The following is a 25,756-nucleotide window of genomic DNA, read 5'->3' on the forward strand; positions in this document are numbered from 1 at the left end:
ACTTTCGTCTTTATGTCAAGTTTAAGATTCAAAGTTGTTGAGGAAGCCTCCAACCGCAAACCCGTTGCAGTAGAGATTCCCAAAGAGCGTCCGCAGGCTTACTATGCCAGCAAGGTGTTCAACCGTGCCAAGATGTTTGAATATCTCCCGCTTTCGACCTACAACGCGCTCATCAACGCTATTGACAACAAGGAACCCCTGTCGCGAAGCATCGCCGACAGCGTGGCCGAGGGTATGAAACAGTGGGCCATCGACAATGGCGCACGCCACTATACCCACTGGTTCCAGCCTCTCACCGAGACCACTGCCGAGAAGCATGACGGATTTGTAGAACATGACGGCAAGGGCGGCATGGTCGAGGAGTTCTCAGGCAAACTTCTCGTTCAGCAGGAGCCCGATGCATCAAGTTTCCCCAACGGCGGCATACGTAACACTTTCGAGGCCCGCGGCTACTCGGCCTGGGACATCTCGTCGCCCGCCTTTATCATCGACAACACTCTCTGTATCCCCACAATATTCATCTCCTACACAGGCGAGTCGCTTGACTACAAGACCCCGCTGCTGCGCGCCCTCTCCGCCGTCGACAAGGCCGGCACTGCCGTAGCACGCTACTTCGACCCCAACGTCAAGCATGTGATCTCCAACCTCGGATGGGAGCAGGAATACTTCCTGGTCGACGAGGCTCTCTATGCGGCCCGTCCCGACCTCGTGCTCACCGGACGCACTCTCATGGGCCACGAGTCAGCCAAAAACCAGCAGCTTGAGGACCACTACTTCGGTGCGATACCCAAGCGTGTGGAGGCTTTCATGCTCGACCTCGAAATCGAGGCCCACAAACTCGGCATACCCTGCAAGACTCGCCACAATGAGGTGGCACCCAACCAGTTTGAGCTCGCACCCATATTTGAGGAGACCAACCTGGCCAACGACCACAACATGCTCCTCATGTCGCTCATGAACGAGGTGGCACGCCGCCACAACTTCCGCGTGCTCCTGCATGAGAAACCCTTTGCCGGCATCAACGGTTCGGGCAAGCACAACAACTGGAGCCTCGGCACCGACACAGGCGTGCTTCTCTTCGCACCCGGCAAGACCCCTAAGGCCAACCTCCAGTTTATCACCTTTGTGGCCAACGTAATGGCCGCCGTACACCGTCACAACGGTCTGCTCAAAGCATCCATCATGTCGGCCACCAACTGTCACCGACTCGGTGCCAACGAGGCTCCCCCCGCAATCATCTCCATCTTCACAGGCTCACAGCTCGCCGAAGTGCTCAACAAGATCATGAACTCCGACAAGGACGAGCTCATCGCTCTCGCAGGCAAGGAGGAAATCAATCTCGGTGTGGCCCAGATACCCGAACTGATGATTGACAACACCGACCGCAACCGCACGTCACCCTTCGCCTTCACCGGCAACCGTTTCGAGTTCCGCGCCGTAGGCTCAAGTGCCAACTGCGCTTCGGCCATGATCGCGCTCAACGCCGCCGTAGCCGAACAGCTCGCCGACTTCAAGACCAAAGTGGACGCACGCCTTGAGGCTGGCGAAGAACTCGAACACGCCCTCCTGGCCGAAATCAAGTCGCTGCTGCTCTACTCGGAGCCTATCCACTTTGACGGCAACGGATATTCCGACGAATGGAAGGAAGAAGCCGCCCGCCGCGGGCTCGACTGCGAGACCAATCCCGCACTCATCTTTGACGCATATCTCAAGCCTTCGTCGGTCGAGATGTTCCGCAAGACAGGTGTCATGAACCACGTCGAGCTCGAAGCCCGCAACGAGGTAAAATGGGAGATGTACACCAAGAAGATTCAGATCGAAGCCCGTGTGCTCGGCGATCTCGCCATCAACCACATCATCCCCGTGGCCACACGCTACCTCTCCATACTGCTTGACAACATGGTGAAGATACGCGAACTCTTCTCGGGCAACAAGGGAGTGGAACTCTCATCGCAGGATGCCGTCACCGTAGAGAAAATCATGGGCCACTGCTCCGTAATCAAAGAGGAGGTTGCCAAGATGGTCAACGCCCGCAAGGCTGCCAACAAGATCGACAACGAGCGCGACAAGGCCCTCGCCTACTCACTCAACGTCGCTCCCTGCCTCGAGATTATCCGCTATCACATCGACAAACTCGAGCTTCTCGTCGACAACGAGATGTGGCCGCTCCCCAAATACCGCGAGCTGCTCTTCATACGCTAATAGCACATAATATACATATGAATAACCACGAGGGGTCCCGACGCGATGTCGGGGCCCCTCGATTCTCAATCCATACGTGTGTTTATTATAGTATTACTGACGTTTTAGAGGATGTTTCACTTCTCCAGTTCGGCATACGCCTCATCGGTCACAGGCTCAAGCCATTCGGTCGAAGACTCTTCGCCCAGCACAGCCATAGCGAGATGGGCAAACCAACTGTCGGCGGCCGCACCGTGCCAATGCTTGACATTGGCCGGGATATTGACCACATCACCCGGCCGCAGACGGCGAGCCGGCTTGCCCCACTCCTGATACCAGCCTTCACCGGCCACACATATCAGCAACTGGCCTCCGCCCGTCGAGGCATGATGTATATGCCAGTTATTGCGACATCCCGGCTCGAATATAACATTGGCGATATTTAGCTGTTCCGACGATACCGGCGCGAGATAGCTCCGGCCGATAAAATACCGGGCATAAGCATCATTAGGCTCTCCCACAGGAAATATCATCTCACGCTCAAAACGCTGACGGGCGTCGGCAGCATCCGACGCCTCGTTCCACACCTCGGTAGCCAGACGAAAAGCACCCCACGCCTTGGGCCAGCCGGCATAAAAAGCCACCTGTGTGAGTATCTCGGCTATCTCCGTGCGTGTCACCCCGTTATCCTTGGCCATCTGAAGATGATGCTTGAGAGACGCGTCTATAATACCGCTGCTCACCAGAGCCGTAACGGTCACGACACTGCGGTCGCGAAGCGACAGTTTGTCGGTGCGGCTCCACACCTCGCCGAAAAGTATGTCATCGTTAAGCTCCGCAAACTTCGGAGCAAACTCGCCGAGCTGAGTTCGGCCGGCTGTCTGACGTATCTCTGTCGGGGCAGACGTAAGCCGTGTGGGATTCTGTGAATTTGCCATAAATGTAGTGGTCAATAAAATTATTATGAGAGATGAGCGCATCATGGTTAATAATTATTTTTTTTGCAAAGTTACATATGTAAATCCACATCATTTTATCCATTTTTACGGTGTTGCATACCAAAATTGTATATAATCATCAAAAATTAAAAAATAACACATAACTTTGCGACATGCAAAGCAATATAGTAAACCTCGACAGCATAGACGCCTATAACAAACTTTATGGGCTGCCCACCACCCATCCCCTCGTATCGGTGGTCGATCTCAAACAAGCCAAAAGCATCGTCAACCACGTCAGAATCAACTATGGCGTATACGCATTGTTCCTAAAAAACGGCGTTCAATGCTCCATCAAATACGGACGCCGACAATATGACTACCAGGAAGGCACCGTTGTCAGCTTCTCACCCGGCCAGATAATCGACATCGACATGGACGACAACGAAGTCACTGCCGCCCCTGATGTCATAGGTCTGATATTTCATCCCGACCTTATATACGGCACTCCGCTGGCCGGCAAAATGTCATCGTTCAGCTTCTTTGACTACTCCAACATGGAGGCACTGCACCTGTCTGATGACGAGAAAACAAAATTTCTCGACTGTCTCGCCAAAATCAAAGAGGAATCAGAGCATCCGGTCGACCATCACTCAGCCGCACTGCTGTCGGTCAATATCCAGGTATTGCTTGAATATCTCCACCGGTTCTACGACCGCCAGTTCATCACACGCCACAAAGTCAACTCAGAGATAGTGACACGGTTTGAGCACGAACTGAAGTCCTACTACGATACCCATTGCGGAGGCATCCCGAGCGTAGCTTATTTCGCCTCGCGCCTCAACCTTTCGGCCGGCTACTTCGGTGACCTCATACGCAAAGAGACAGGCTCCACCCCCAAAGACCTGATCACACTCCACCTCATATCAATAGCCAAACACCGTCTCGCCACAGGCAACGACGACGTCAGCGTCATAGCCTATGACCTCGGCTTTGACTATCCCGCCCACTTCTCGCGCATGTTCAAACGCCTCACCGGCCAGACACCTACCCAATACCGCACATCACTACACCTCTCCTAATCCCGCCCTTCCGGCATGAAAAAACAACCGACTCAGGAATCACAAGTAATCCAAGCCCTCAGAAACCGGGGTGGTTATGCCACGCTCCGACAATTGTATCAGACAATGGATTTTTCCTCATGGAAAACCAAGACACCCCACAGTTCGGTCAACCGCATAGTCCAAAACAGCAATGCCATCTTCAAAATCCAGCCCGGACTATGGGCTCTTGAGGAAAGCCGCGAGGATGTCCTTAAAAAATTTAATCTAAAATTAGGCAATAAAAAAAGCGAAGAGCAATTTAATCACGGCTACTATCAAGGCCTGTTGGCCGAGATAGGCAGATCCACTTATATACCCGCACAGGACAAAAACCGCCTGTTTCTTGACCGAAGACTCGAAGAAGTGGCCGACTCGATCATTTTGCCGCAATTTATCCACGAGGCCATCATGCGTAAAGCCAAGACAATCGACGTCATATGGTTTAATGAACGTATGATGCCTTCACATTTTTATGAAGTAGAACATACCACCGATATTAAAAACTCTTTGTCAAAGTTTTACGAGCTACAAGACTTTTTTGCCGGATTCTTTATAGTCGCATCATCCGAGCGTGAGACAGAGTATAATGATAAAATAAATGCCTCCATATTCAATGCGATAAAAGATAGAGTATCGTTCATCGACTATGAAGATGTCTCCAGGATGTATACCGGGCTCCGACAGATTCAGGACATCTCATGGTGATGTCTGACCAAAAAGAGAACCGTTTTTACAAAAAATTTCGCTTTAGCTATTGCGTATGTCAAAAAATAGTCATACCTTTGCAGAGCAAAACCAAAAAGCCTGGTTCCTTGGCCGAGTGGTTAGGCACCGGTCTGCAAAACCGTTTACAGCAGTTCGATTCTGCTAGGAACCTCCAGGTAACATCAGAGCGATTTGATTCAGTCAAGTCGCTCTGATACTTTTTTAACACTCTGAAACCGCAGCTTAACATTTCAGTCGTAAACCTTACGAGCCCTATCAGTGTTTTAAGGATAAAATCAGTAATCTCTAAACACTTTACAAAGATGGTTTACGAACTTCCCGAACTCCCCTACGCATCCGACGCCCTCGCGCCCTCCATCTCGCGTGAGACGATTGAATATCACTACGGCAAACACGAACGAGCCTATATTGACAATCTCAACCGCCTCATCAAAGACACCGAGTATGAGGACATGGAGCTTGAAGATATTATCCGCTCAGCCTCTGGTCCGCTTTTCAACAACGCGTCCCAGGCCTGGAATCATATATTCTATTTCTTCACCTTCTCTCCCGACGGCAATCATGAACCGGAAGGACACTTAAGAAAAGCCATTGAGGAACAATTTGGATCAGTCGAAAACTTCAAGAAAGAATTTGTCGACGCCGGAGTGTCACTTTTCGGCTCCGGTTGGGTATGGCTATCAAAGGACAAAGACGGCAAGCTCTTTATCACCAAGGGCTCTAATGCCGAAAATCCAATGACACAGGGCCTCATCCCGCTACTCACATTCGACGTGTGGGAGCATGCCTATTACATCGACTACCGCAACCGTCGCGCCGATGCCTTAAAAGAACTTTGGAAGATTGTCGACTGGGACATCGTTGCAAGCCGATATATCTAAAGCAAAACTCATCCCCTCTCCCATTGTTTCACATGTGGGATACGAGGACTATATATAAAGAATAACAGCAAAAAAAGACAAGCAATATAAGCATAATGTGATGAATGGAGAGAGAGGCTGTCGTGAGACACCCTCTCTTTTTTTGCATCCGCATCGCCCAAGATCCTGGAGCCCGATTAGAGACTACACACAAAGGCGATACACACAGCAAAAAGAGCCTGAGAATAATCTCAAGCTCTTTTTGCGTGTTGCCTTGGAAAGATTCGAACTCTCACAGGCGGAACCAGAATCCGACGTGCTACCATTACACCACAAGGCAATTTTTCAGTTTGTCATCAACTCCGGCGGTCATCGCTATGACCATTTCGTTTTTGACGTTGCAAAGGTAGGCAGTTTCTCAGAACTGTGCAAGTTTTTCGGAAGAAAATTTTCAAAAAACTTTATTTTTGCGAGTTTTAAACCAATCTTAGGCCGATTTTACCTCACAAATCTTTTTCGATAGTCATCAATCGGCTGAAAAAATAAAAAAAGGTAGCAGGACTATAAGCCGGGTTATGTCGTCGCGGGACTTCTCGTCAGGCGTATGTTTGACTGACAGGTTACCGCGGCGGTCGCAGTCATTTATCTAATTGGCGTCTCGCTTAGCTTCGACGCTCGAGCAGCCTACCCCCCGGCGATGGGCGAGCAACCCATTGCGGCGACTCCAGCGGGTGGAGTGCTGTCCGCGTGCCGGTATACATGGCCTTGCAACCCATAAGACGTGCGGCATGCCGTGTCGCCACGACATCCGGTGGGCTCTTACCCCACCTTTTCACCATCACCACCTCTACCCGCAGGGGGCGAGGGGCAGTCATTCTCTGTCACGTTACTCTGCCGTCACCGACAGCTCCCAGTTAAAGAGTATGGTGCTCTGTGTTGCCCGGACTTTCCTCTTGCCGCTCAGTGCCCGAGGGCACACTCGGCAAGCGACACGACCGTCCTGCTACCAGTTACAAAAGTACAAATATAATTTCAATTCTTCGCAAAAATTTCCATACTTTTGCATAATCTCACACATAATCACACTTCAAAGACCATTTTACATGACATATGCCAATGACATCATAGACACTCTGCAGAGCATGGCCGACGAGACCCAGCGCGCTGTGCTCATGCGTTTTTTCAAGACCGGCAAGGGGCAATATGGCGAGGGTGACATGTTTATCGGGCTTAAAGTACCTCAGACCCGCAGCGTGGTCAAAGAGGCCCGGCTCGACGTGCCGTTTGACCAGATAGCCCTACTCCTCGACAGCCAATGGCACGAGGCCCGACTGGCCGGGCTGCTTCTGCTTGTCGAGGAAATGAAGGCCGCCACACCTCGCAAACGAGAGCCGGCCACCGCACGGGCCCAACGACGACTGGAGATAAAAGACTTCTTTCTCCGCCACGCACACAGAGCCAACAACTGGGATCTCGTCGACCTCTCGTGTGAGTATATCCTCGGCACATGGCTCCTCTACCCCCTCCCTGACGGCTCGATGCCGTCAAGCGAAATACTCGACCGGCTCGCCGAAAGTGATAACCTGTGGGAGCAGCGCGTAGCCATCGTGAGCACACTGTCTCTCATACGCGCCGACCGTTATGACGAGACCATCAGGATAGCCACCGGTCTCCTCTCCCATCCCCACGACCTCATACACAAAGCCGTCGGATGGATGCTGCGCGAGGTCGGTAAACGAGACATCGGTGTGTTGCGGTCATTTCTTGAAACACACCACTCGGCAATGCCTCGCACAGCCCTACGCTATGCCATCGAAAAGATGGATGCCGCCGAACGCGCTGCCTGGATGAAAAAATAATCGAAATTGCGGGGAATACATAAGGACAAAAGTCTCAAAAGAAACAAAAGTTTTTTATTCATAGGGGCTTAATAAAATAAAAAACTTTTGTTTCTTTTGAGACTTTTGTCCTTATGTATCTCCTACACTTCGTCTTTCAGACTGTTTTGCGAGGTGTTACTGTCGGAGGATGTGTTTTTGACAGGCTTGTCGGAGGAGGTAAAAAGTTTATTGAGATGCTTCTCCTTGAAATTCTGCAACAGTTCCCAGAATCCCGGCACAAACAATGTTCCGACAATGGCATTGATGGCCATTCCGAACACAACGGCTGTGCCGAGTGCCACACGCGAGGCCGCGCCGGCACCTGTGGCAAAAAGCATAGGCATCACACCAAACACAAACGCAAGAGCCGTCATCATAATCGGCCTGAAACGTATGCGCCCCGCATCCAGCGCGGCCTGACGTATATTGGCCCCCGACTTGCGGAAGTCTATGGCATACTCCACGATAAGGATAGCATTTTTGGCCGAAAGCCCCAGCAAGAGTATAATGCCTATCTGAGTATAGATGGATATTGACTGCGACATGAGTATACATCCTATCACAGTGCCGAGTATGGCCGTAGGCATAGAGATGACTACCGCGATCGGGTCGGTCCAGCTCTCATATTGCGCGGCGAGTACCAGTATGGTGATTATCACTGCAAAAATCAGCACCAATGTAATGGTCGTACCCGACTGGGTCTCCTGATATGCCTCGCCGGTCCAGGCATATGAAAAATCATCGCCGACAGTCTCCTTGAGCAGTTCCTCCATGCCGGCTATGCAGTCGGCACTCGACACGTTTTGGGCCGGAGTGCCTGTGATGGATGCGGTAGTATACATATTGTAGCGGCTCACCGACGCCTGACCAAGCGACGGGACAACGCTGGCAAAAGATGAGAACGGCACCATCTCTCCGTCACTGTTGCGCACCGTCAGCCGCGGCACATCATCGATGTGGCTGCGCGAGGCGGCGTCGGCACTGACTGTAACCTGATATGTGCGGCCAAACTTCACAAAGTCATTGACATACGAGCTGCCCATAAATGATGATAGTGTCGAATATATATCCTCAAGTCTGAGATTCAACATCTTGGCGCGGTCACGGTCGACCTTGACACTATATTGCGGCACCGAGCCCTGAAACTGTGATGTAAGCTGGGCAAACCGCTTGTCCTTCGCACCCTTTTCTTTCATGGCCTCGATAGCCTGAGCCAGCGCGTCGGCACCGAGATTGTTAATGTCGAGCAACTGCATCTGCATACCCGATGTCATGCCGAGGCCCGGTATTGACGGAGGATTGATTGAAAAGACTATCGGCTCCTGGTAACCCTCGGCTATCCTGTCGACCTTGGCCATCACACCCTCGACACTCTCCGAGGCTCCGTGACGGTCTTTCCATGGCTTCAAGACCACAAACAGCGAACCAGTGTTACCGCCCGTTCCGCCACCCATCATCGACTGTCCCGATATGGCTATCACGTCGGCCACTTCAGGCAACTTGAGTATCTCGTCTGACAGCGATGTCACTACCTTGTCGGTGCGGTCGAGCGAAGCCCCTGTCGGGAGCTGTATGGAGGTCATGAAATAGCCCTGATCCTCCTCGGGGAGATAGCTCGACGGCCATTTGATAAAGCCCCAGAAAGCAATGGCGCATATGGCGATATAGATACATATAGCCACTACCGGCCGCCTGAGCAGCGAGCCGATCCACTTGACATAGCGTCCGAGCGTCCAGCCGTATCCTTTGTTGAACCATTTATACAGGAAGAAGCGAGGATTGGGGTCATCCTTCTTTCTAAGAAACAGCGCGCACATGGCCGGCGTAAACGTCAGAGCATTGAATCCCGAGAAGGCTACCGAGGTGGCGATAGTCAATGCAAACTGCTTGTAAAGCTCGCCGGTGATGCCGCTGATAAAAGCCGTGGGGATAAACACCGACAGCAACACCAGCACCTCGCCGATCACCGGGCCCTGAAGCTCCTGCATGGCTTTCTCGGCACTCTGCCGAGGCGTCAGTTTACCCTCCTGGACCAGTCGGGCACAATCCTCCACCACCACTATGGCATCGTCGACCACTATGGCTATCGCAAGCACCAGACCAAAGAGAGTGAGCGTATTGAGCGAAAATCCCAGTAGCTTCATGACCGCAAACGTTGCTATAAGTGACACCGGGATAGCTATCATCGGGATAATGACCGCCCGCCAGCTCTGCAGGAATATGAGTATGACTATCATCACTATCAGCGTAGTCTCCACAAACGTCACAAGCACCTCGTCGATCGAGGCTGTCACATAGGTAGTGGTGTCCATAATCACACGGTAGCTCACACCCTCGGGGAAATATTGCGATAGTTCCCCGAGCTTGGCCTTGACCTTCGAGGCTACTTCGAGAGCATTGGCTCCGGGAAGCTGCTGGATGCCGATAAGTCCGGCCGACTTGCCCGAAACGTGCGAGATGTCGGAATAGGAGTTGCTGCCGAGCTCTATGGTAGCGATATCCTTGAGATGAAGCAGCGATCCGTCAGGCTCGGCGCGAAGTATGATATTGCCAAACTCTGTGGCTGTCGACAGTTGTCCCTGAGCGGTGAGAGTGAACTCAAAGTCCACGTCCCGGCCTGTGGGGGCTGTGCCGACACTTCCCGCCGACACCTCGAGATTCTGCGACTCGATCATCTGCATGACATCAGCCGGAGTGAGTCCGCGCACCTGCATCTTGTCAGGGTCAAGCCACACACGCATGCTGTATTCACCGCCGCCGAAGGCTCCGGCCCCGCCAACACCGTCTATACGCGTGAGTTCATCAATAATATTAAGTTTGGCATAATTGGTCAGATACAGAGCCGAATAGTCGTGCTGCTTGTCACTCTCGAGAGCGATAAACAGCAATATGTTTGATGACTCCGACATCACCGAGACACCCTGCTCCTTTACAGCAGACGGCAGCGTGGGCTCGGCAAGCGAGATACGGTTCTGCACCTTCACGGCAGCTTCGTCAAGGTCGGTGCCGTTCTCAAATGTCACAGTGAGCGAATATGAGCCGTCACTCGAATTGGAGCTCATATACATCATGCCCTCCACTCCGTTGACCTGCTCTTCAATAGGCTCGCCGACAGCCTTGGCTACTGTCTCGGCATCGGCTCCGGGATAAGAGGCATTCACCATTACCGTAGGAGGAGTAATGTCGGGATATTGGGCTATGGGCAACGACTTGACCGTAATAAGTCCCACCAGCACCATTATAATGGCCAGAACGGTGGCAAATATAGGTCGGTCTATGAAAAATTTTGAAAACATAACGCCGTCTTTTTTTTATTTGGTCATTCTTGGGCTGACAGTCATGCCGTCACGCACTTTCAGCAGGGCCTTGGTCACATAGCGGTCAGTGGGACGTATGCCCTTGTTGATGACACGCAGCGAGTCGTGATAGAGAGGCCCCACCTTTACGGGTGTATACACCACTTTGTTGGAATCATTTATGACATAGAGATATTTTCCGAGCTGATCCGACCCGAGAGCCGCATCCTTGACCAGCACGGCGTCGGGCAGTCTGTCATAAGGAAGATCGACTTTGACATACATTCCGGGACGGAGTTCGCCATGCGGATTCTTTATGCGGCACTTCAGTTTAAGCGTTCCTGTCGTATTATTGAGTGTCGGCGAGACATATGATATTTCCCCTGTATAGTCATGAGGCAAAGGTTCGTCAAATGTCACCGGTATGCTCTTGAAGTCCAGCGAATCCTTCAGAGCCAAGGCATTGATGATGTCGTGCAGGCGGCCGTCCTCGATGGCAAAATTGGCCGAGACTGTCGAAGTGTCGTAAATCGTTGCGAGCACCACGGGCGAGCCTTGCCCCGTCACATAATTTCCGGCACTCTTTGTGTTGTCGGTTACCATTCCGGAGATTGGAGCCACCACCGTACAGTAGCCGAGCAGACGCCTGGCGTTGTCGAGCGCAGCCTCGGCATTTTTAATCGATGCCTCGGCCTGGTGGTAGGCACTCTCGGCCTGCACAACCTCCATCTTGCTCACGGCATCACTCTCGAGAGCCTTTTTCACAGCCTCATAATGGGCTTTGGCATAGTCGCGGGTACTCACGGCTGTAGCGAGAGCCGCCTGCGCCTGACTCAGTTGGTCGTTGTAGGTCGATGGATCAATCGTAAACAGCACCTTGCCCTTCTCCACATTGGTGCCTCCGTCAAAATTATTCGTAAGTATCTGACCGTTGACCTTGGCCACCACATCGACCGAACTGCGGGCTGTCAGATAACCGGGATATACGGTGGAGAGTGTGATGGTGTCGACCACCGGGAGCGCGACATCGACAGTCTCGGCTGTCTCTCCGGCCTCCTTTGACGAATGATGACATGACACGAGAGCCGAGGCCGCTGTCATCATCGCTATTAACAGTTTGGTATCCATAATTATTATATGTGTTGGGAAAAGGTTTGTTATATAAGTTATGATATATCTCGTATGGTTTTACTGATTGTCAACCACAGGCGACCCTCCAAGAGCCTTATACAAGTCAATGAGGGCAATCACGGCCTCGCCGCGAGCACTCACGAGCGAATGGGCATAATTGAGCCAGTCAATCTGAGCGTTGACCACATTGGTGAAAGCCGACAGGCCCTGTTTATACTGCTCCACGGCCAGGGCAAACGACTCACGGCTCTGGGCAAAAACCGCGGTGTTGAGCCGCAATGTCTCGAGGGCGGCATTATAGGATGTCATGGCATTCTCAACCTCCGTATAAGCTGTCATTACCGCAAGATTATACGCATCGATACCTATCATCATCTGCTCCCTGGCCTGAGCCACGGCAGCTTTTCGCGAAAATCCTTCAAATATTGTCCATGACAGTTTGGGTGCTATCGAGTAGGAAAAATGGTTGCTGTCAAACATCCCGTCGAGTCTGTCGCCACCCCACCCCAGCGAACCGTTGAGCGCGAGCGTTGGCAGAAAATCCTTTTTCGCCACACCTATCGACGCCGCATATCCTGCAAGGTTGGCCTCAGCCTCGGCTATGTCAGGCCTGCGGCGCAACATGTTGGCCGGAATGTCAACAGGGATTATCTGCTGATAGGAAGGCATCACGTTTGACCTGTTGAGCATCGGCTCTATATCAGACGCATATACCCCGACGAGAGTCGCTATGGCATTGAGTGTCTGAGACAGTTGTGATTTCATTCCAGGCAACGAAGCCTGGGTCGAATAGTAGACAGTCTTGGCCTGGGCAACGTCGAGTTTCGACACCAGTCCGGCCTCGTGACGGGCCTCGGCTATCTCGAGCACCCGCGCCTGCGACTCTATATGCTCGTTGGCCACAGCTATGTCATTTTGCAGCATGCGATAATTGACATAATAGTTGGCTATGTCGGCTGTAATGCTTACCATCGTGGCGAGATACTCGGCCCGCGAAGCATCATAGGCGGCTTTTTTGGTCTTGACCTGCGACGTGATTTTGCCGAATATGTCTATCTCCCAATTCATATCGACACCTACGGCAAAATTATTGGTGTCGGCACGCTTTGCATGCGAGCGCGTGTATCCGGCCGACGCTCCGAGCGTGGGATAGTAGGCACTTTGGGCCTGGCGTATGGCCTGACGCGCAATCTCGCGCCGATGCACAGCCTCGCTGATATTGAAGTTATTGTCGATGCCCATGCTTATGAGCGAATCGAGTGTGGAGTCGCCAAACGATTTCCACCACGGGTCGTCAGACGGTAGGGTCTGCGACACTTCCTGCGTGAAGCTCCACCGCTCAGGCAGAGGCTGACGCAAATAACGCGCATCGTCGCCCCGACTCTGAGCCGAGGTGACACCTGTCATCGCTGAGATGAGCAGTGCGATAGCTGAAACGTGAATTATCTTTGCCATGATTAAAAATTTAACAACTTTAATCTTAATTAGGTTTTATCACAAAACCCGCTTTGGCAAAATAATTCACTTATACAGTATAAGTGATAAAAGTATAGAGTTTAGAGTTAAAAGGCTAAAATTTACAGAACGGATTTCGCTGAATGAAACCGACTTATAAACTTTAGCCTTTTAACTCTAAACTCTATACTTTTATCTCTATACTCTAAGGATACTAATCTCCCATTGTCCGGAGAAGCTCGTCGTTGTCAGACGTACGCTCCATGCGGTCTTTGATAAACTCCATAGCCTCGATAGAATTGCGGTCGCTCAGGAAGCGGCGCAATATCCACATGCGGTTGAGTGTCTCGTTGCGCAACAGCAGGTCGTCACGACGCGTGCTGGAAGCCATGATATCGACAGCGGGGAAGATGCGCTTGTTGGAGAGTTTGCGGTCGAGCTGAAGCTCCATATTACCGGTGCCCTTGAACTCCTCAAAGATTACCTCATCCATCTTGGAGCTTGTCTCTGTAAGAGCTGTGGCTATGATGGTGAGCGAACCGCCCCCCTCGATGTTGCGTGCCGCGCCAAAGAACCGTTTGGGCTTCTGGAGAGCATTGGCATCCACACCACCTGAAAGTATCTTGCCCGATGCGGGAGCACAGGTGTTGTAGGCACGCGCCAGGCGGGTTATCGAGTCAAGCAGTATCACCACATCGTGTCCGCACTCCACCATACGTTTGGCCTTCTCAAGCACTATCTGTGCTATGCGCACATGACGGTCGGCCGGTTCGTCAAATGTCGATGCTATCACCTCGGCGTTGACACTGCGGCTCATGTCGGTCACCTCCTCGGGACGCTCGTCGATGAGCAGTATCATGATATAAGTCTCGGGGTGATTTTCAGCTATGGCATTGGCAATATCCTTGAGAAGAATGGTCTTACCCGTCTTGGGAGGAGCCACGATGAGACCGCGCTGACCCTTGCCTATAGGCGAGAACATGTCGACCACACGGGTGGATATGTTGCTGCTTCGGCCAGAGGTGAGATCAAATTTTTCGTCGGGGAACAACGGCATGAGATGCTCGAAAGCCACACGGTCACGTATAAACTCGGGCGAACGACCGTTGATGGAGAGCACACGTGTGAGCGGGAAATATTTTTCATCTGCCTTGGGAGGACGCACATTGGCCTCGACCACATCGCCCGGACGGAGACCGTATTGCTTGATCTGCTGCTGGGTGACAAGCACATCATCGGGCGACGCGAGATAATTGTAATCGCTCGAGCGGAGAAATCCGTGCCCCTGAGGCTCTATCTCAAGCACTCCCGAGGTAACGATGATGTCGTCAAAATTATACTGGGCCTGATAGCGTGCCTTCTCCTCAGCGTTTGTATCGTTATTTTTGTTGCGGTTTTTCTTATTCTTCTTGCCCTGCTGTTGCTGCTGTTGTTTCTCCATGCCCGGCTCGTTGATTGTGATCGGAGCTGTGGCGGCAGCGATTGACGCCTGCTCCTTCTCCTGAGCGGAACGGGGAGCGAAAGTGCGGCCGCCGGCACGCGGGAAAAATGAGCCGAACGACGAGTCCTTAGGACGGAATCCGCCACGGATAAAGACTCCGCGGTTGGGATGCTCCTCTTGTCCGGCAGCATCCTGGGGCTGGGGCTCACCCTCCTCTCCGGCAGGTGCCGGAAGCGAGAGCATAGGCTGCATGTCAGAATTATTGTCACCGGGGATCTGCTGCTCCGCCGGCTGTGTGAAGTCCGGTTCTTCGACAGGTACCGAAATCTCGGCAGCCTCACGCTCCATCACTTCCTGACGTGACGGGCGTCCACGTTTCTTCTTGGGACGAACCTCGACAGCCGCGTCCTGCCCATCAGGCTCAGGGGCCGAAGTCTGCTCTACCGGCTCGACAACCGTCTCTGCGGGAACTTCGCTTGCAGTCACGGCATTATCTTCCGGTTTAGAACCATCCTGCTCGGGTTGCACCGCTGGCTGTGTATTCTTGGGTTTGCGGCCACGACGCTTGGGTGCGGCAGCCTCGGCCGGCTGCTGCTGTTCGGGCTGCGGGTCATCATTCTTCATGGGTAGCTCCTGAGGCTCCTCACTGTTGACCTCGGGCATATTGTCAGTCTGCGCGTCTGCACCCTTTTTGCGACGTTGCTTACGTTCGCCCTCGGGTGCATCCTTTTTCTTGCGGCAGGTCTTTTCCTGACTCTGCACATTGGCCGAAGCCGATGCGGCATGGTCACGGGCCTGCTTCTCGAGTATTTCGTAAACGAGACCTTCTTTATCTGTCAGATTGATTTTCTTGATACCGATGGCTTTAGCGGCTTCCTGCAGTCGCTCATCATCCATCCTGTTGAGTTCGTCAAAATTATACATATATTATATGTGAAATTGAGGGCTTGATTAATATTGTTTTATCCCGTGACAACGGTACACATTGATTCCTTATGCACCAACCATCACGCACCGCGTGACATGCCTGAGACGGGGAGATATAATGTTAAGAAAATATTTGAAACGGAATGTGGTAATCCACTCGATTTTGGGAAAACAGGAGAGAGTAATAAATCCTGAAATTAAGGGAATGGGGGAGATATTTTCAGCAAATACAGCTTAAAAATCGATGATCCAAACGGATTGGTTGTTATTATGAAGCCAAGTCGACTGTGCGACAGGCTTAATCCTCGTTGCAAAGTTACAACCGATTTTAAATTAAAACAAATTTTTTTGAAAAAAGTTGCCTCTTATATTTTAGTAATCGGACCGTGAGCCGTATCTTTGCATAAAAATTACAACAACAATATGTTAGTTATAGGCATAGCCGGCGGCACAGGTTCAGGCAAAACCACCGTCGTCAACAAGATAATCAACGCCCTCCCGCCCGGTGAGGTCGCCATACTCCCGCAGGACTCCTATTACAAGGACTCCAGCCACATTCCGATGTCTGAGCGAAGCAAAATCAATTTTGACGAGCCGGCAGCCATCGAGTGGCCGCTCCTTGTCAGACACATCGAGGCTCTGAAGCGCGGCGAGACTATCGAGATGCCCACTTACTCCTATCTCACCTGCACACGCCAGCCCGAGACCATTTCGGTGAGCCCGCGCGAAGTAGTGATTGTCGAGGGTATACTCGTGCTTACCGACCCTGTGTTGCGCAACATGCTCGACGTCAAAGTATTTGTCGATGCCGAGGCCGACGAGCGGCTCATACGTGTAATCGCACGCGACTGTGTGGAGCGCGGACGCACACCCCAGATGGTACTTGACCGCTATCGCGATGTGCTCAAACCAATGCACGAGATGTATATCGAGCCGTCCAAGAAGACTGCCGACCTCATCGTGCCCCAGGGCGGCAGCAACGTCGTGGCCATACAGTTGCTCACCGACTATATCGAATCGCGCCTTCGCGCCAAATGACACACACCATCACCCCAACCTGTCCAATGGATGAAATGACCACCGAGCCACATGGCGAACGCATGGTGCTGCGCACCGAAAATCTCGTGAAGAAATACGGCAAACGCACCGTAGCCAACCACGTGTCAATCAACGTGACCCAGGGCGAAATCGTAGGTCTGCTCGGCCCAAACGGTGCCGGCAAGACCACGACCTTCTATATGACCGTAGGACTTATCACTCCCAACGAGGGACAGATATTTCTCAACGACCTCAACATTACTAAATATCCTGTGTACAAGCGTGCCCAGAACGGCATCGGTTATCTCGCACAGGAGGCAAGCGTGTTTCGCAAACTCACGGTCGAGGACAACATCAAGGCTGTGCTTCAGATGACCAACACCTCGCCCGAATATCAGCGCGAAAAGCTCGAAAGCCTTATCAAAGAGTTCAGTCTCGAGAAAGTGCGCCACAACCTCGGCGACCGACTCTCGGGAGGCGAGCGACGCCGCACCGAGATAGCCCGCTGTCTGGCCATCGACCCGAAATTCATAATGCTCGACGAGCCGTTTGCCGGAGTCGACCCCATCGCCGTAGAGGACATACAGTCGGTGGTGTATCATCTTAAAGAAAGGAATATCGGCATCCTCATCACCGACCACAATGCCCAGGAGACTCTGCGCATCACCGACCGCGCCTATCTTCTCTTTGAAGGCAAGATACTCTTTCAGGGCACCTCGGAAGAACTGGCCGAAAATCCCATCGTACGCGAAAAATACCTCGGCCGAGACTTCATATTCTACCGTAAAAAATTTGAAGAACCCATCCGCGAATAACCCAACCCCATAACCTTATAACCTTATAACCTTATAACCTTACTTTTGAGCTTGCTCTAAAGTAATAAAAGAATGTCGCAATCATCACGATGCGACATTCTTTGTGTCAATAGCATCTCTTTTCAAAATAATACACCCTACTCCTTTCCTTATCAATCATTTATTCAATCTTTTCTCTTTTTAGGCTGGATATTTAACCGATATTGCACAGTAGCTATTACATAGCTCGGAAGAGAATTGGTAACAACCGAAGTACGTCCCATAGCATTAACGCTGTAATGGACATTCGACATACGGTGGAGCAAATCGAAAGCATTTACCGTAAACACCCAGCGTTTGCCTTTGGGCGTATAAGTCGCACCAATATCCCAGATGGCATCAGTAGTGTCAAGCTCTTTTGAACCATACCCTCTGCGCGTATACACCGACAATGATGTATTCAATTCAAATCCCGCCGGCAACCTTACCTGACCATACAGACCATAATTGATGTGGAATGCATTGATCTTATTAAATCCCTCGCGCTCCGAGTCGGTGCGTCGGTTAGTGACATCACAGTTGGCTCGGAGAGAATGTCCGCTGCCAAAATGCCAGTCGAGATTCACCCTTTCGCCTATCGACCATGTGTCAGCCGTAGTCTTGGCCGGCTCGGCTCCATTGGTGCTTATCATATCGACACTGTGCATCCGCGACACTGATGTGTTGGCACTTACGGTGAATGAGGTCTTTTTAGCATACCAATAACTCACTCGGTCATTGATAGTTATATCATTGTCGCCGTTGACATTGCCTGCACGCGTGCGGGTGACGCCCGTATGCATGTCATATGTCGACGCCTGTATCATCTTGTCGGTAGTATAGGAATAGCTCACATCCAGCGAATTTGACAACTTGCTTCCCACGCTCCAACTCAATCGGTGGTTATGATGATATGACGATTTCAAATCCGGATTGCCCTCTCGTATATACAGCGGATTAGTATCGTCGGTGATATCCACCAGACTCATCATGTCGGGTAGAGAGGTATTGATGTAATAGGTGTAGTCAACCGAATGGCGCGCACCCTTTTCCGAAAAGACCGTCGAAGGCTGATATGCCACCATCACACTTCCCGACAGTGCATCGCGCAATGAGGATTTATGACGTATGTTATACAGCTTGTTGTCTCGCCAATAATCAAGCCTGCGATTGGACAACGCAAATGTCGGCGACACATGCAGAGACAAAGAATAAGCCTTGCCACACGTCAACGAATAATGCAGATTGGGCGATAAGCTGTGCTTGTGGCTACGCTGTCGTGACATATCACTGTTGGAAGGGTCAAATGCCAGTTGATAATCGGGAGGCAGAGTGCCGTAATCACCCATATCGGCAAGATTCTGAAGCGAATACATATAGGTATCCGACTTGCCGTTGGAGTAATCCAAGCTGTATCGCAGGTCAAGGCTCACCTTGCCGAGACGCGCCGTGTAGGACATCCAACCGCTAAGATTAAGATTATGCACGGGCGAACGGTCACTATATTGCCGGCGGTGCTCTGAAGGAGTGGTGACGTCACCGTAATCAATCATATAGTCATTCCAGTTGTTACCACTCGAAGAGCTGTATCGTCCGCTGACATTTACATTCAAGATATCGGACGTTCCGGGCACTTTATATATAGCTCTGGCCGATATATTTCCATATGCCGTAGTGTTGTCGCCATTGCCGAGGGTACGCGAACGGTTGATAAGCGCGGCAAGAGCCGAAGCCCCTCCGTCGCCATATATATTTTCGATTATCTCCTGATTTATATCCGCCTGTTCCTGATTGAAACTTGCCGAGAGCGATGACGACGCGTTGTCAGATGTATTGTAGCCGCCCGAGAAATCTCCTGAAAGATTGACTCTGCCCAAGTCAAACATCACATCATGGTTAGTATCTAACTGCATATTGCGGCTGCGAGTCCTCGAATAGCTGTAATTATACACCTGATTGTCGGTATAGAATGTCGCCGAGGTGGTGTTGCTGATACCAAGTGCCCTGTGGCCTGAATATTTCACCGAGCCGTGGGCGGTGCGTCGTTGGTCATTTGTCTCCACATCATAATTCAGACCGGCCGACTGATGACGGCTGTCTCCGCTTGACAATCCCGAAGGTCGCCACGAGTCATGCATGCCATGCACCCCGAACACATCACTCACATTATTGAGATTACCCACCATGCTTACATTGGTCGTAGGGCTGAACCATGAGGCAAACAGTCGTCCGAGATAACGCTCTTCTGTACCGTAACCTGCCTGAGCATTGAGCAGATAGCCATGCGAATATTCTTTTTTTAGTTTCACATCCATCGTGAGATGTTTCTGGGCATTGGGGTCATTGACCCACTTCTCCAAAGCCGTCTGACCACGATACACCTCCACATCTTTGACCGTATACGCGCCGAGATTCTCAAGCATCAGTTTGTTGTCACCGCTGAAAAAATGCTTGCCGTTGAGCAGAAGTGTCTCCACCTTCTCACCGTTGACTTTTATTTCACCATCCTTGTTAAGCTCCACGCCCGGCAACTGGCGTATCAGCTCGTCAAGCATCGACCCCTCGGCCAGTTGAAAGGCATCGGCATTATACACAAGCGTGTCGCCGCGGTGATAAAATTTCACCTTCGAGGCCACTACCTGCACCTCGCCAAGCTGATGGGGCGCACGCTCGAGTATGGTCACAGGCATCTCGCGCGTCATCTCGCGACGGCCTATATGCTCCACTTTATATACTACAGTCTGTGAAGCATAACCCAGGGCTCCGATTTCAAACACATAAGTGGAATCCTTGCGCTCGGCCATAAACCTCAGGTATGAATTGTTGCGTGGACGGCGGCCCATAAATGAAAATCGACGGGATGCCTTGATTGTATCTCCCGGATTACCGTCATTGTCAACCGGTATCATGAAAGCATCGGACAACTCGCGCTTGGCCAGCGATTCAATGACCCGCCCTTCGATAAGCAGGCTGTCGGACGGCACATCATCGTGCCCGGACACATACGAACCGCCCACTACCATGGGCACCGCTACAAAGTGTTGGCCTGTCAGGCTAAATGCTCCGACAACCGCCAGCAAGAACGGGATTAAATATTTAAACCGGTCATCCATTATTTGCACAAGTTATATGGTTTTAACCGCAAAGTAAACCAATGATTTTATAAATCACAAGAAAAAGTCTATAAAATCACATTCGACAGACCATTCGTATCACTCTGATTCACAACAAATTACACCATGCAAAATATGCCACAGATTAAACATCTGCCAATTCTGTGATTACCAACAGTTTACAATCGGTATGATTAACAAAAATCATATGTATCAAATGTTAACTGAAACATATTTAGCCCTCCTCTAACGCTTCTTTGGCTGAATATTGAGTCGATACTGCACAGAGAGAAGCAGATAGCGTGGCAATGTATTGGTATATGTGACCGTTCGGCCGGATGCTGTGACAGCATAATGAACATTGGTCAGGCGATGGAGCAGATCAAAACCGTCGAGGGTGAACACCCAACGGCCGCCACGCGGCGTATAAGTAGCACGAGCATTCCACACGACATCGGTCGTGTCAAGTTCCTTCACTCCATATCCGCGGCGCGTGTAGCAGGTGAAATCTGTGCTTATGCCAAATCCGGCAGGCAACACAAATGTACCCGCCACACCATAGTTGCAGTGAGTGGCATTGATGTCGTTGAAGCCTTCGCGGGCCGATGTGGTGTGACGGTCGATGACATTAGCCTTTATTGAGAGCGACTGACGGCCTATCTGCCATGAGAGTTTTAAGTCCTCGGAAAGACCGCGAGTATTGATAGTCGAACGCGACGGTTCAGATACATTCAGCCCGATCATATCTACACTGTGAATCATGGAAACTCCGCTGACCGACGACAGCATGAACTGACGTTTGCGACCAAACTGTAGAGTAAACGTATTGTTCACTCCGACCGAATATTGACCGCTGACGTTATAAGTCCTGTTACGACGCACACCTGTGGACAGGTCGTAAGTATATCCGCGAACAAGCGCGTCGGTGACCGGCGAATAGTTGAAATTAAGAAAATCCTGCAACGGACACTTTCCCGCAAAAAATCTCACCGACATATTATGATTGTGCCGATAACTATTCTTTAGCCCCGGATTTCCGAGCATTATATTCAGCGGGTCGGACGTATCAGACACGTCCACCAGATGAAGCATATCTGGTGTAGATGTAGAGAGCTCATAGTCATACATGAATACATACATATTCTCACGCGCCATCCTGTTGCCGAAAGCGTAACGCACACGACCGTTCATCGACGAAACCACTCCGATAAACGATGTCCGGCGCACAGGATATAATATACCGTCACTAAAATAGTTGAAGTGGCTGTGGCGCAATCCGAGTTCGGGCTTGAAAGTCACACTGAACTGGCGAGTTCCGGCCCCGTTCCAGATGTAATCCAGCTCCGGTCTAACAGTGTGGGTGTTCTCTATCAGAGATGACGTGAAACTGTTTGGAGCGTCCAGCACCAATCCATAGCCGGCCGGAAGCGTGCCATACATGCCCATTTCCTCAAGACGGTCAAGAGCATATGTGTAAGAGTCCTTTTCGCGGGTATGGAGATTGTAAATATATCTAAGCGATAGGTTTAATCCGCCGTTTGACAGATTATAGCCAAGTGTTCCGGAAAGATTCAGGTCATGATTGGGTGTATTGTCGGTGTAGTTTCTGCGGCGCAATGGCTGAAGGCCATCGGCTCCGAAACGCACGTCATAGTCATTCCACAGCGTCTCCTTCTTGTCGTCATACACCACACGCAACTCCGTAAAAAGCCTGTCGTTGCTGCGAGGTATCATATAGCCGGCATAGACCGAACCATCGATATTACCCTGCCGCGACCGACCGTCACTGCGCGTTAGCGTTTGGTTTATCAGCGATGCGAGTCCCGCATCGGAACCGTCACTATATATGGCCTCAAGCGACATGAGCGACCGCTCATATTGCTCGCTGTCATAGCTGGCCGACAACGACTGCGCAGTCCTGTCAATGTGAGAATAATTGCCCTTTAGCGTGCCGTTCACCGTCAGATTTCCCCATTTACGGCCGGTGATATTATTGAGGCTGACTTTTATATTTTTATTGCGTGATAGTGACTGCACGTAGTCATATGTGTTTCGGTCGGCATAAAAATTGATTCTATCTGTATCGGTGTGACTGTTCATATGGTTGTTTTCATATGTCACACTGCCTCGACTATACGTCTTACGGTCATTTGCCTGATAGTTGTACGATAGGCCGGCGAGCTGATATCTCATGCGTCCTGTCGGCATTAGTTCGGGTCGCCAACTGTCGTTCGTACCTGGCTCGCGGGTATCGTTCAGGTTATTTATGTTACCTAAAAACATCACCTGAGTCGTGCGGTTGAACCACATGCCGAAAAGCCTTGCCATATACCTGTCTTCGGTGCCGTAACCTGCCTGTGCATTCAGCAGCCAGCCTATTTCATACTCCTTCTTGAGCTTTACATCCATAGTCAGACGCTGTGGCGCGCTTTTGTCTCCCTTCCATTTGTCTGAAAATGACTGTCCGCGATACACCTCGACACTTTTCACCGTATAAGCGGCAAGATTTTTAAGCATCAGATTGTTGTTCCCGTCAAAAAATTGCTTACCGTTGAGCAACAGTGACTCCACAAACTCTCCGTTGACCTTAATCTGGCCGTTTGAGCTAAGCTCCACTCCGGGCAACTGGGCTATCAGCCCGTCGAGCATCGACCCTTCGGCAAGCTGAAAAGCGTCTGCATTATATACAATGGTATCACCGCGGTTGTAAAATTTTATCTTTGAGGCTGTGACAACCACTTCATTGAGCTTGTGCGGAGCACGTTCGAGAAAAGTGGTCGGCATCTCTCGCACTCTCTCACGCTTTCCGAGATTCTCAACTCTGTACACAACTGTCTGAGGCAAATAGCCGTCACAACCGACCACAAACACATATGTCGAATCCTTATGCACAGTCTCAAACGTAAATATCGAACGGTCAGTCATGAGGGCAAAGCCCCCTTCCATAGCCAGCACTCCGGCCCTGAGAGTATCTCCGGGATTGCCATCGGCATCAATCGGCACGGCATATCCTTTCATTAGATCGGTCTTGCCGACCGATTCCTGTATGTGCCCGCGGATATGAAACTTCTTTGCGTCAGCCCTCACGACAGCAACCGACATGACCACTGATATGACAGCAATCAAAATTCTGAGTTTCGGGATAATATATAAGTTAAAGTGTCTTGACATAACGAGACTGTATTGTTATTATGTCCGGCCGTTTAATAAAAATCCATAAACCCTCGTCAGATTCCCGACAATGATAGCTACGAATTACTAAAAAAACTTACACTGCTATAATCCTAAATTAAAAAGAATGCAATAATACCGATTACCCGCAAATATACACGATAAAAGTCACAAATCAAAATTTTCATTAACTATTTTAGGCGAAATTCCGCTTTACATATGTAAGCAAGGGATACAGAACTCCCAAAACAGATAAAAAAGCCGTTAATATGTAGATTATTGCAGCAAGAAAAGAGGGTATTGCACAACTGATTAAATTATAAGTTTTGCAATACCCTCCTTAGATTATTATCTCCAGTTGAACTCAATGCCAAGGACATCGTTAGCATAGTATTTCCATATTTCCTGGTCGAAGTTGGGTGTGTATTTAGCCATCATCAAGCGGTCTTCCTCGGTCTCATCACTGGGACGCCATGGCTGAAAACGATCGCACAGCTCGACAATCTTCCAGGGTTCTTCGTTCCAGTCAAGCTGATAAAATACAGTTCCGACCCGCGTCATAGTCTTGCACATCTCCGGCGTGATACAATGATTATCAAGAACAAATGCATATATTGCATTTCTATCTTCCATGTTCTCACCTAACGTTCCAAGAGCAAAAGTGCCATAAGAAGATTCTCCATAGAGTTCAAGTACATCTCCGGTGTATATTTTATCACCGTTTGAGTCACGATAACCAGTCTCAACACCGGCAAATATTACTCTGTGACAATAACCTCGCCCCTTGCATTCGTCCCCGAAGTAACCTTCCACCATATCCTGATTGTGGTCATCAGCAAATTCTTTATTGTAGGTCCACACATACAGGTCGCCCGTCTCAATGAAAAAGAAATCGCCAAAATCGGCATACCCGAACCGATCGCGATCTATCACATAGCGGATGCGAATCTTCGGCTTGGGTGCGGCTATAATCCTCGCGCCAATCACATACTTGTATTCATCGCAAAGGCGCATAAGGTCATTTTCGTCGAGTGCCTCAGGTATCTTTACTTCAGGTTCTTCAGGGATGATGCCTGTACAGAATACATCAAGCATTTCATCCTCATCAAGAATAAATAACCATTCTTTAGGCAAGCATACGTTTGGTGTATCTTTTACGTCCTTAAACAGGGGTGCTATCTCTCTATCCGTAAATCCTGCTATTCCACAACCGATGCGGGTAACAAGAAAACGGTTGTCAGGATGATTCCTGACATACTCTACAAAATCATCCACGTATGGCTTTATGTCCTCAACTCCGCCATGCATAGTGGGTATGGCATAGCACTTGCCGGTCGGACCGACACCTACACCCCATTCCGCCCCAAAGCGACTGTGGGCCATGCGGGCGGCTCCGCCGTTATGATGTCCTTTCAAGTTGCTGCCAAATACAAACACTTCGCACATTGACAACTCGGTAATTTTCTCCGGTGTGATTCTTCCTGCCATATTATTCTTTGTTATAGTTGTAACTCATTTTATTTAACGTGAGTTCGATATAAGCAATCAGAACAAAGTTAGCTGGTTATCTGTCACAAACTCCAAAGAGATAGACGGTTTCTTTGGGAAAAAGCAGTAAGCAGCGATAGCACTCAAGGCATTGGTGATAAAATTAGCGAAAGAC

15 protein-coding genes, 2 tRNA genes, 1 other RNA gene and 1 pseudogene are annotated in these 25,756 nt (G+C 50.5%); 8 read left to right on the top strand and 11 right to left on the bottom strand.

Annotated elements, in window-relative coordinates; all coding sequences use genetic code 11:
* Positions 1–12 precede the first annotated feature (12 nt).
* Positions 13–2,202: a glutamine synthetase III family protein gene (locus QGT73_RS08325; protein ID WP_280122152.1), complete on the top strand. Its 2,190-nt coding sequence runs from the start codon at positions 13–15 to the stop codon at positions 2,200–2,202.
* A 116-nt stretch (positions 2,203–2,318) separates the two neighbouring features.
* On the opposite strand, the gene QGT73_RS08330 is transcribed toward QGT73_RS08325, so the two are convergent.
* Positions 2,319–3,119, bottom strand: coding sequence for a carboxymuconolactone decarboxylase family protein (locus QGT73_RS08330; RefSeq protein WP_280122153.1), 801 nt, complete (start codon positions 3,117–3,119; stop codon positions 2,319–2,321).
* A 173-nt stretch (positions 3,120–3,292) separates the two neighbouring features.
* On the opposite strand from QGT73_RS08330, the gene QGT73_RS08335 reads away from it, so the two are divergent.
* The 4 genes from QGT73_RS08335 to QGT73_RS08350 all read left to right on the top strand — a co-directional run bounded on the left by QGT73_RS08335 (position 3,293) and on the right by QGT73_RS08350 (position 5,829).
* Complete coding sequence (locus QGT73_RS08335; protein WP_280122154.1) at positions 3,293–4,201, top strand: helix-turn-helix domain-containing protein; 909 nt, start codon at positions 3,293–3,295, stop codon at positions 4,199–4,201.
* 15 nt (positions 4,202–4,216) lie between these two features.
* Positions 4,217–4,927, top strand: coding sequence for a hypothetical protein (locus QGT73_RS08340; RefSeq protein ID WP_280122155.1), 711 nt, complete (start codon positions 4,217–4,219; stop codon positions 4,925–4,927).
* Positions 4,928–5,028: 101 nt separating this feature from the next.
* Positions 5,029–5,102 (top strand) — tRNA-Cys (locus QGT73_RS08345).
* A gap of 148 nt (positions 5,103–5,250) precedes the next feature.
* A complete protein-coding gene (locus tag QGT73_RS08350; RefSeq protein WP_280122156.1) occupies positions 5,251–5,829 on the top strand; it encodes a superoxide dismutase in 579 nt (192 codons plus the stop codon).
* A gap of 248 nt (positions 5,830–6,077) precedes the next feature.
* Here the strand turns inward: QGT73_RS08350 and QGT73_RS08355 are convergent.
* Together QGT73_RS08355 and rnpB are read right to left on the bottom strand one after the other, a co-directional pair.
* A tRNA-Gln gene (locus tag QGT73_RS08355) sits at positions 6,078–6,148 on the bottom strand.
* 208 nt (positions 6,149–6,356) lie between these two features.
* Positions 6,357–6,815: RNase P RNA component class A (gene rnpB / locus QGT73_RS08360), an RNA gene on the bottom strand.
* A gap of 96 nt (positions 6,816–6,911) precedes the next feature.
* Here rnpB and QGT73_RS08365 point away from each other — a divergent pair.
* Positions 6,912–7,667, top strand: coding sequence for a DNA alkylation repair protein (locus QGT73_RS08365; RefSeq protein ID WP_280122157.1), 756 nt, complete (start codon positions 6,912–6,914; stop codon positions 7,665–7,667).
* A gap of 122 nt (positions 7,668–7,789) precedes the next feature.
* On the opposite strand, the gene QGT73_RS08370 is transcribed toward QGT73_RS08365, so the two are convergent.
* The 4 genes from QGT73_RS08370 to rho form a co-directional block, all read right to left on the bottom strand.
* Positions 7,790–10,984, bottom strand: coding sequence for an efflux RND transporter permease subunit (locus tag QGT73_RS08370; RefSeq protein WP_280122158.1), 3,195 nt, complete (start codon positions 10,982–10,984; stop codon positions 7,790–7,792).
* A gap of 15 nt (positions 10,985–10,999) precedes the next feature.
* Complete coding sequence (locus QGT73_RS08375; protein WP_280122159.1) at positions 11,000–12,112, bottom strand: efflux RND transporter periplasmic adaptor subunit; 1,113 nt, start codon at positions 12,110–12,112, stop codon at positions 11,000–11,002.
* 60 nt (positions 12,113–12,172) lie between these two features.
* Entirely contained in the window at positions 12,173–13,570 is a 1,398-nt protein-coding gene (locus tag QGT73_RS08380) for an efflux transporter outer membrane subunit (protein ID WP_280122160.1), read from the bottom strand.
* A 214-nt stretch (positions 13,571–13,784) separates the two neighbouring features.
* Entirely contained in the window at positions 13,785–15,935 is a 2,151-nt protein-coding gene (gene rho, locus QGT73_RS08385) for a transcription termination factor Rho (protein ID WP_280122161.1), read from the bottom strand.
* Positions 15,936–16,361: 426 nt separating this feature from the next.
* Between rho and udk the strand changes: the two genes are divergently transcribed.
* Together udk and lptB are read left to right on the top strand one after the other, a co-directional pair.
* On the top strand, positions 16,362–16,976 hold the full coding sequence (udk, locus tag QGT73_RS08390) for a uridine kinase (RefSeq protein ID WP_280122162.1): 615 nt from the start codon (positions 16,362–16,364) through the stop codon (positions 16,974–16,976).
* Positions 16,977–17,002: 26 nt separating this feature from the next.
* Positions 17,003–17,791 (top strand): LPS export ABC transporter ATP-binding protein, encoded by a 789-nt coding sequence (lptB, locus tag QGT73_RS08395; RefSeq protein ID WP_123616060.1) that lies wholly within the window; start codon positions 17,003–17,005, stop codon positions 17,789–17,791.
* 164 nt (positions 17,792–17,955) lie between these two features.
* On the opposite strand, the gene QGT73_RS08400 is transcribed toward lptB, so the two are convergent.
* The 4 genes and pseudogenes from QGT73_RS08400 to QGT73_RS08415 all read right to left on the bottom strand — a co-directional run.
* Positions 17,956–20,922, bottom strand: coding sequence for an outer membrane beta-barrel protein (locus QGT73_RS08400; RefSeq protein WP_280122163.1), 2,967 nt, complete (start codon positions 20,920–20,922; stop codon positions 17,956–17,958).
* Positions 20,923–21,168: 246 nt separating this feature from the next.
* Complete coding sequence (locus QGT73_RS08405) at positions 21,169–24,048, bottom strand: outer membrane beta-barrel protein (protein ID WP_280122164.1); 2,880 nt, start codon at positions 24,046–24,048, stop codon at positions 21,169–21,171.
* A 393-nt stretch (positions 24,049–24,441) separates the two neighbouring features.
* Positions 24,442–25,581, bottom strand: a complete 1,140-nt coding sequence (locus QGT73_RS17405; RefSeq protein WP_341874110.1) for an A1S_2505 family phage non-structural protein — start codon at positions 25,579–25,581, stop codon at positions 24,442–24,444.
* 57 nt (positions 25,582–25,638) lie between these two features.
* Positions 25,639–25,756, bottom strand: a pseudogene (locus QGT73_RS08415) (IS982 family transposase); the annotation flags it as partial.

The organism is Duncaniella muricolitica, assembly GCF_910574735.1.
GTDB lineage: Bacteria > Bacteroidota > Bacteroidia > Bacteroidales > Muribaculaceae > Duncaniella > Duncaniella muricolitica.

What these genes read in the sequence shown, in the direction of transcription:
- QGT73_RS08325 (WP_280122152.1), top strand. Translation starts at nt 13, where the DNA reads ATGTCAAGTTTAAGATTCAAAGTTGTTGAGGAAGCCTCCAACCGCAAA.
- QGT73_RS08330 (WP_280122153.1), bottom strand. Translation starts at nt 3,119, where the DNA reads ATGGCAAATTCACAGAATCCCACACGGCTTACGTCTGCCCCGACAGAG.
- QGT73_RS08335 (WP_280122154.1), top strand. Translation starts at nt 3,293, where the DNA reads ATGCAAAGCAATATAGTAAACCTCGACAGCATAGACGCCTATAACAAA.
- QGT73_RS08340 (WP_280122155.1), top strand. Translation starts at nt 4,217, where the DNA reads ATGAAAAAACAACCGACTCAGGAATCACAAGTAATCCAAGCCCTCAGA.
- QGT73_RS08350 (WP_280122156.1), top strand. Translation starts at nt 5,251, where the DNA reads ATGGTTTACGAACTTCCCGAACTCCCCTACGCATCCGACGCCCTCGCG.
- QGT73_RS08365 (WP_280122157.1), top strand. Translation starts at nt 6,912, where the DNA reads ATGACATATGCCAATGACATCATAGACACTCTGCAGAGCATGGCCGAC.
- QGT73_RS08370 (WP_280122158.1), bottom strand. Translation starts at nt 10,984, where the DNA reads ATGTTTTCAAAATTTTTCATAGACCGACCTATATTTGCCACCGTTCTG.
- QGT73_RS08375 (WP_280122159.1), bottom strand. Translation starts at nt 12,112, where the DNA reads ATGGATACCAAACTGTTAATAGCGATGATGACAGCGGCCTCGGCTCTC.
- QGT73_RS08380 (WP_280122160.1), bottom strand. Translation starts at nt 13,570, where the DNA reads ATGGCAAAGATAATTCACGTTTCAGCTATCGCACTGCTCATCTCAGCG.
- rho (WP_280122161.1), bottom strand. Translation starts at nt 15,935, where the DNA reads ATGTATAATTTTGACGAACTCAACAGGATGGATGATGAGCGACTGCAG.
- udk (WP_280122162.1), top strand. Translation starts at nt 16,362, where the DNA reads ATGTTAGTTATAGGCATAGCCGGCGGCACAGGTTCAGGCAAAACCACC.
- lptB (WP_123616060.1), top strand. Translation starts at nt 17,003, where the DNA reads ATGGATGAAATGACCACCGAGCCACATGGCGAACGCATGGTGCTGCGC.
- QGT73_RS08400 (WP_280122163.1), bottom strand. Translation starts at nt 20,922, where the DNA reads ATGGATGACCGGTTTAAATATTTAATCCCGTTCTTGCTGGCGGTTGTC.
- QGT73_RS17405 (WP_341874110.1), bottom strand. Translation starts at nt 25,581, where the DNA reads ATGGCAGGAAGAATCACACCGGAGAAAATTACCGAGTTGTCAATGTGC.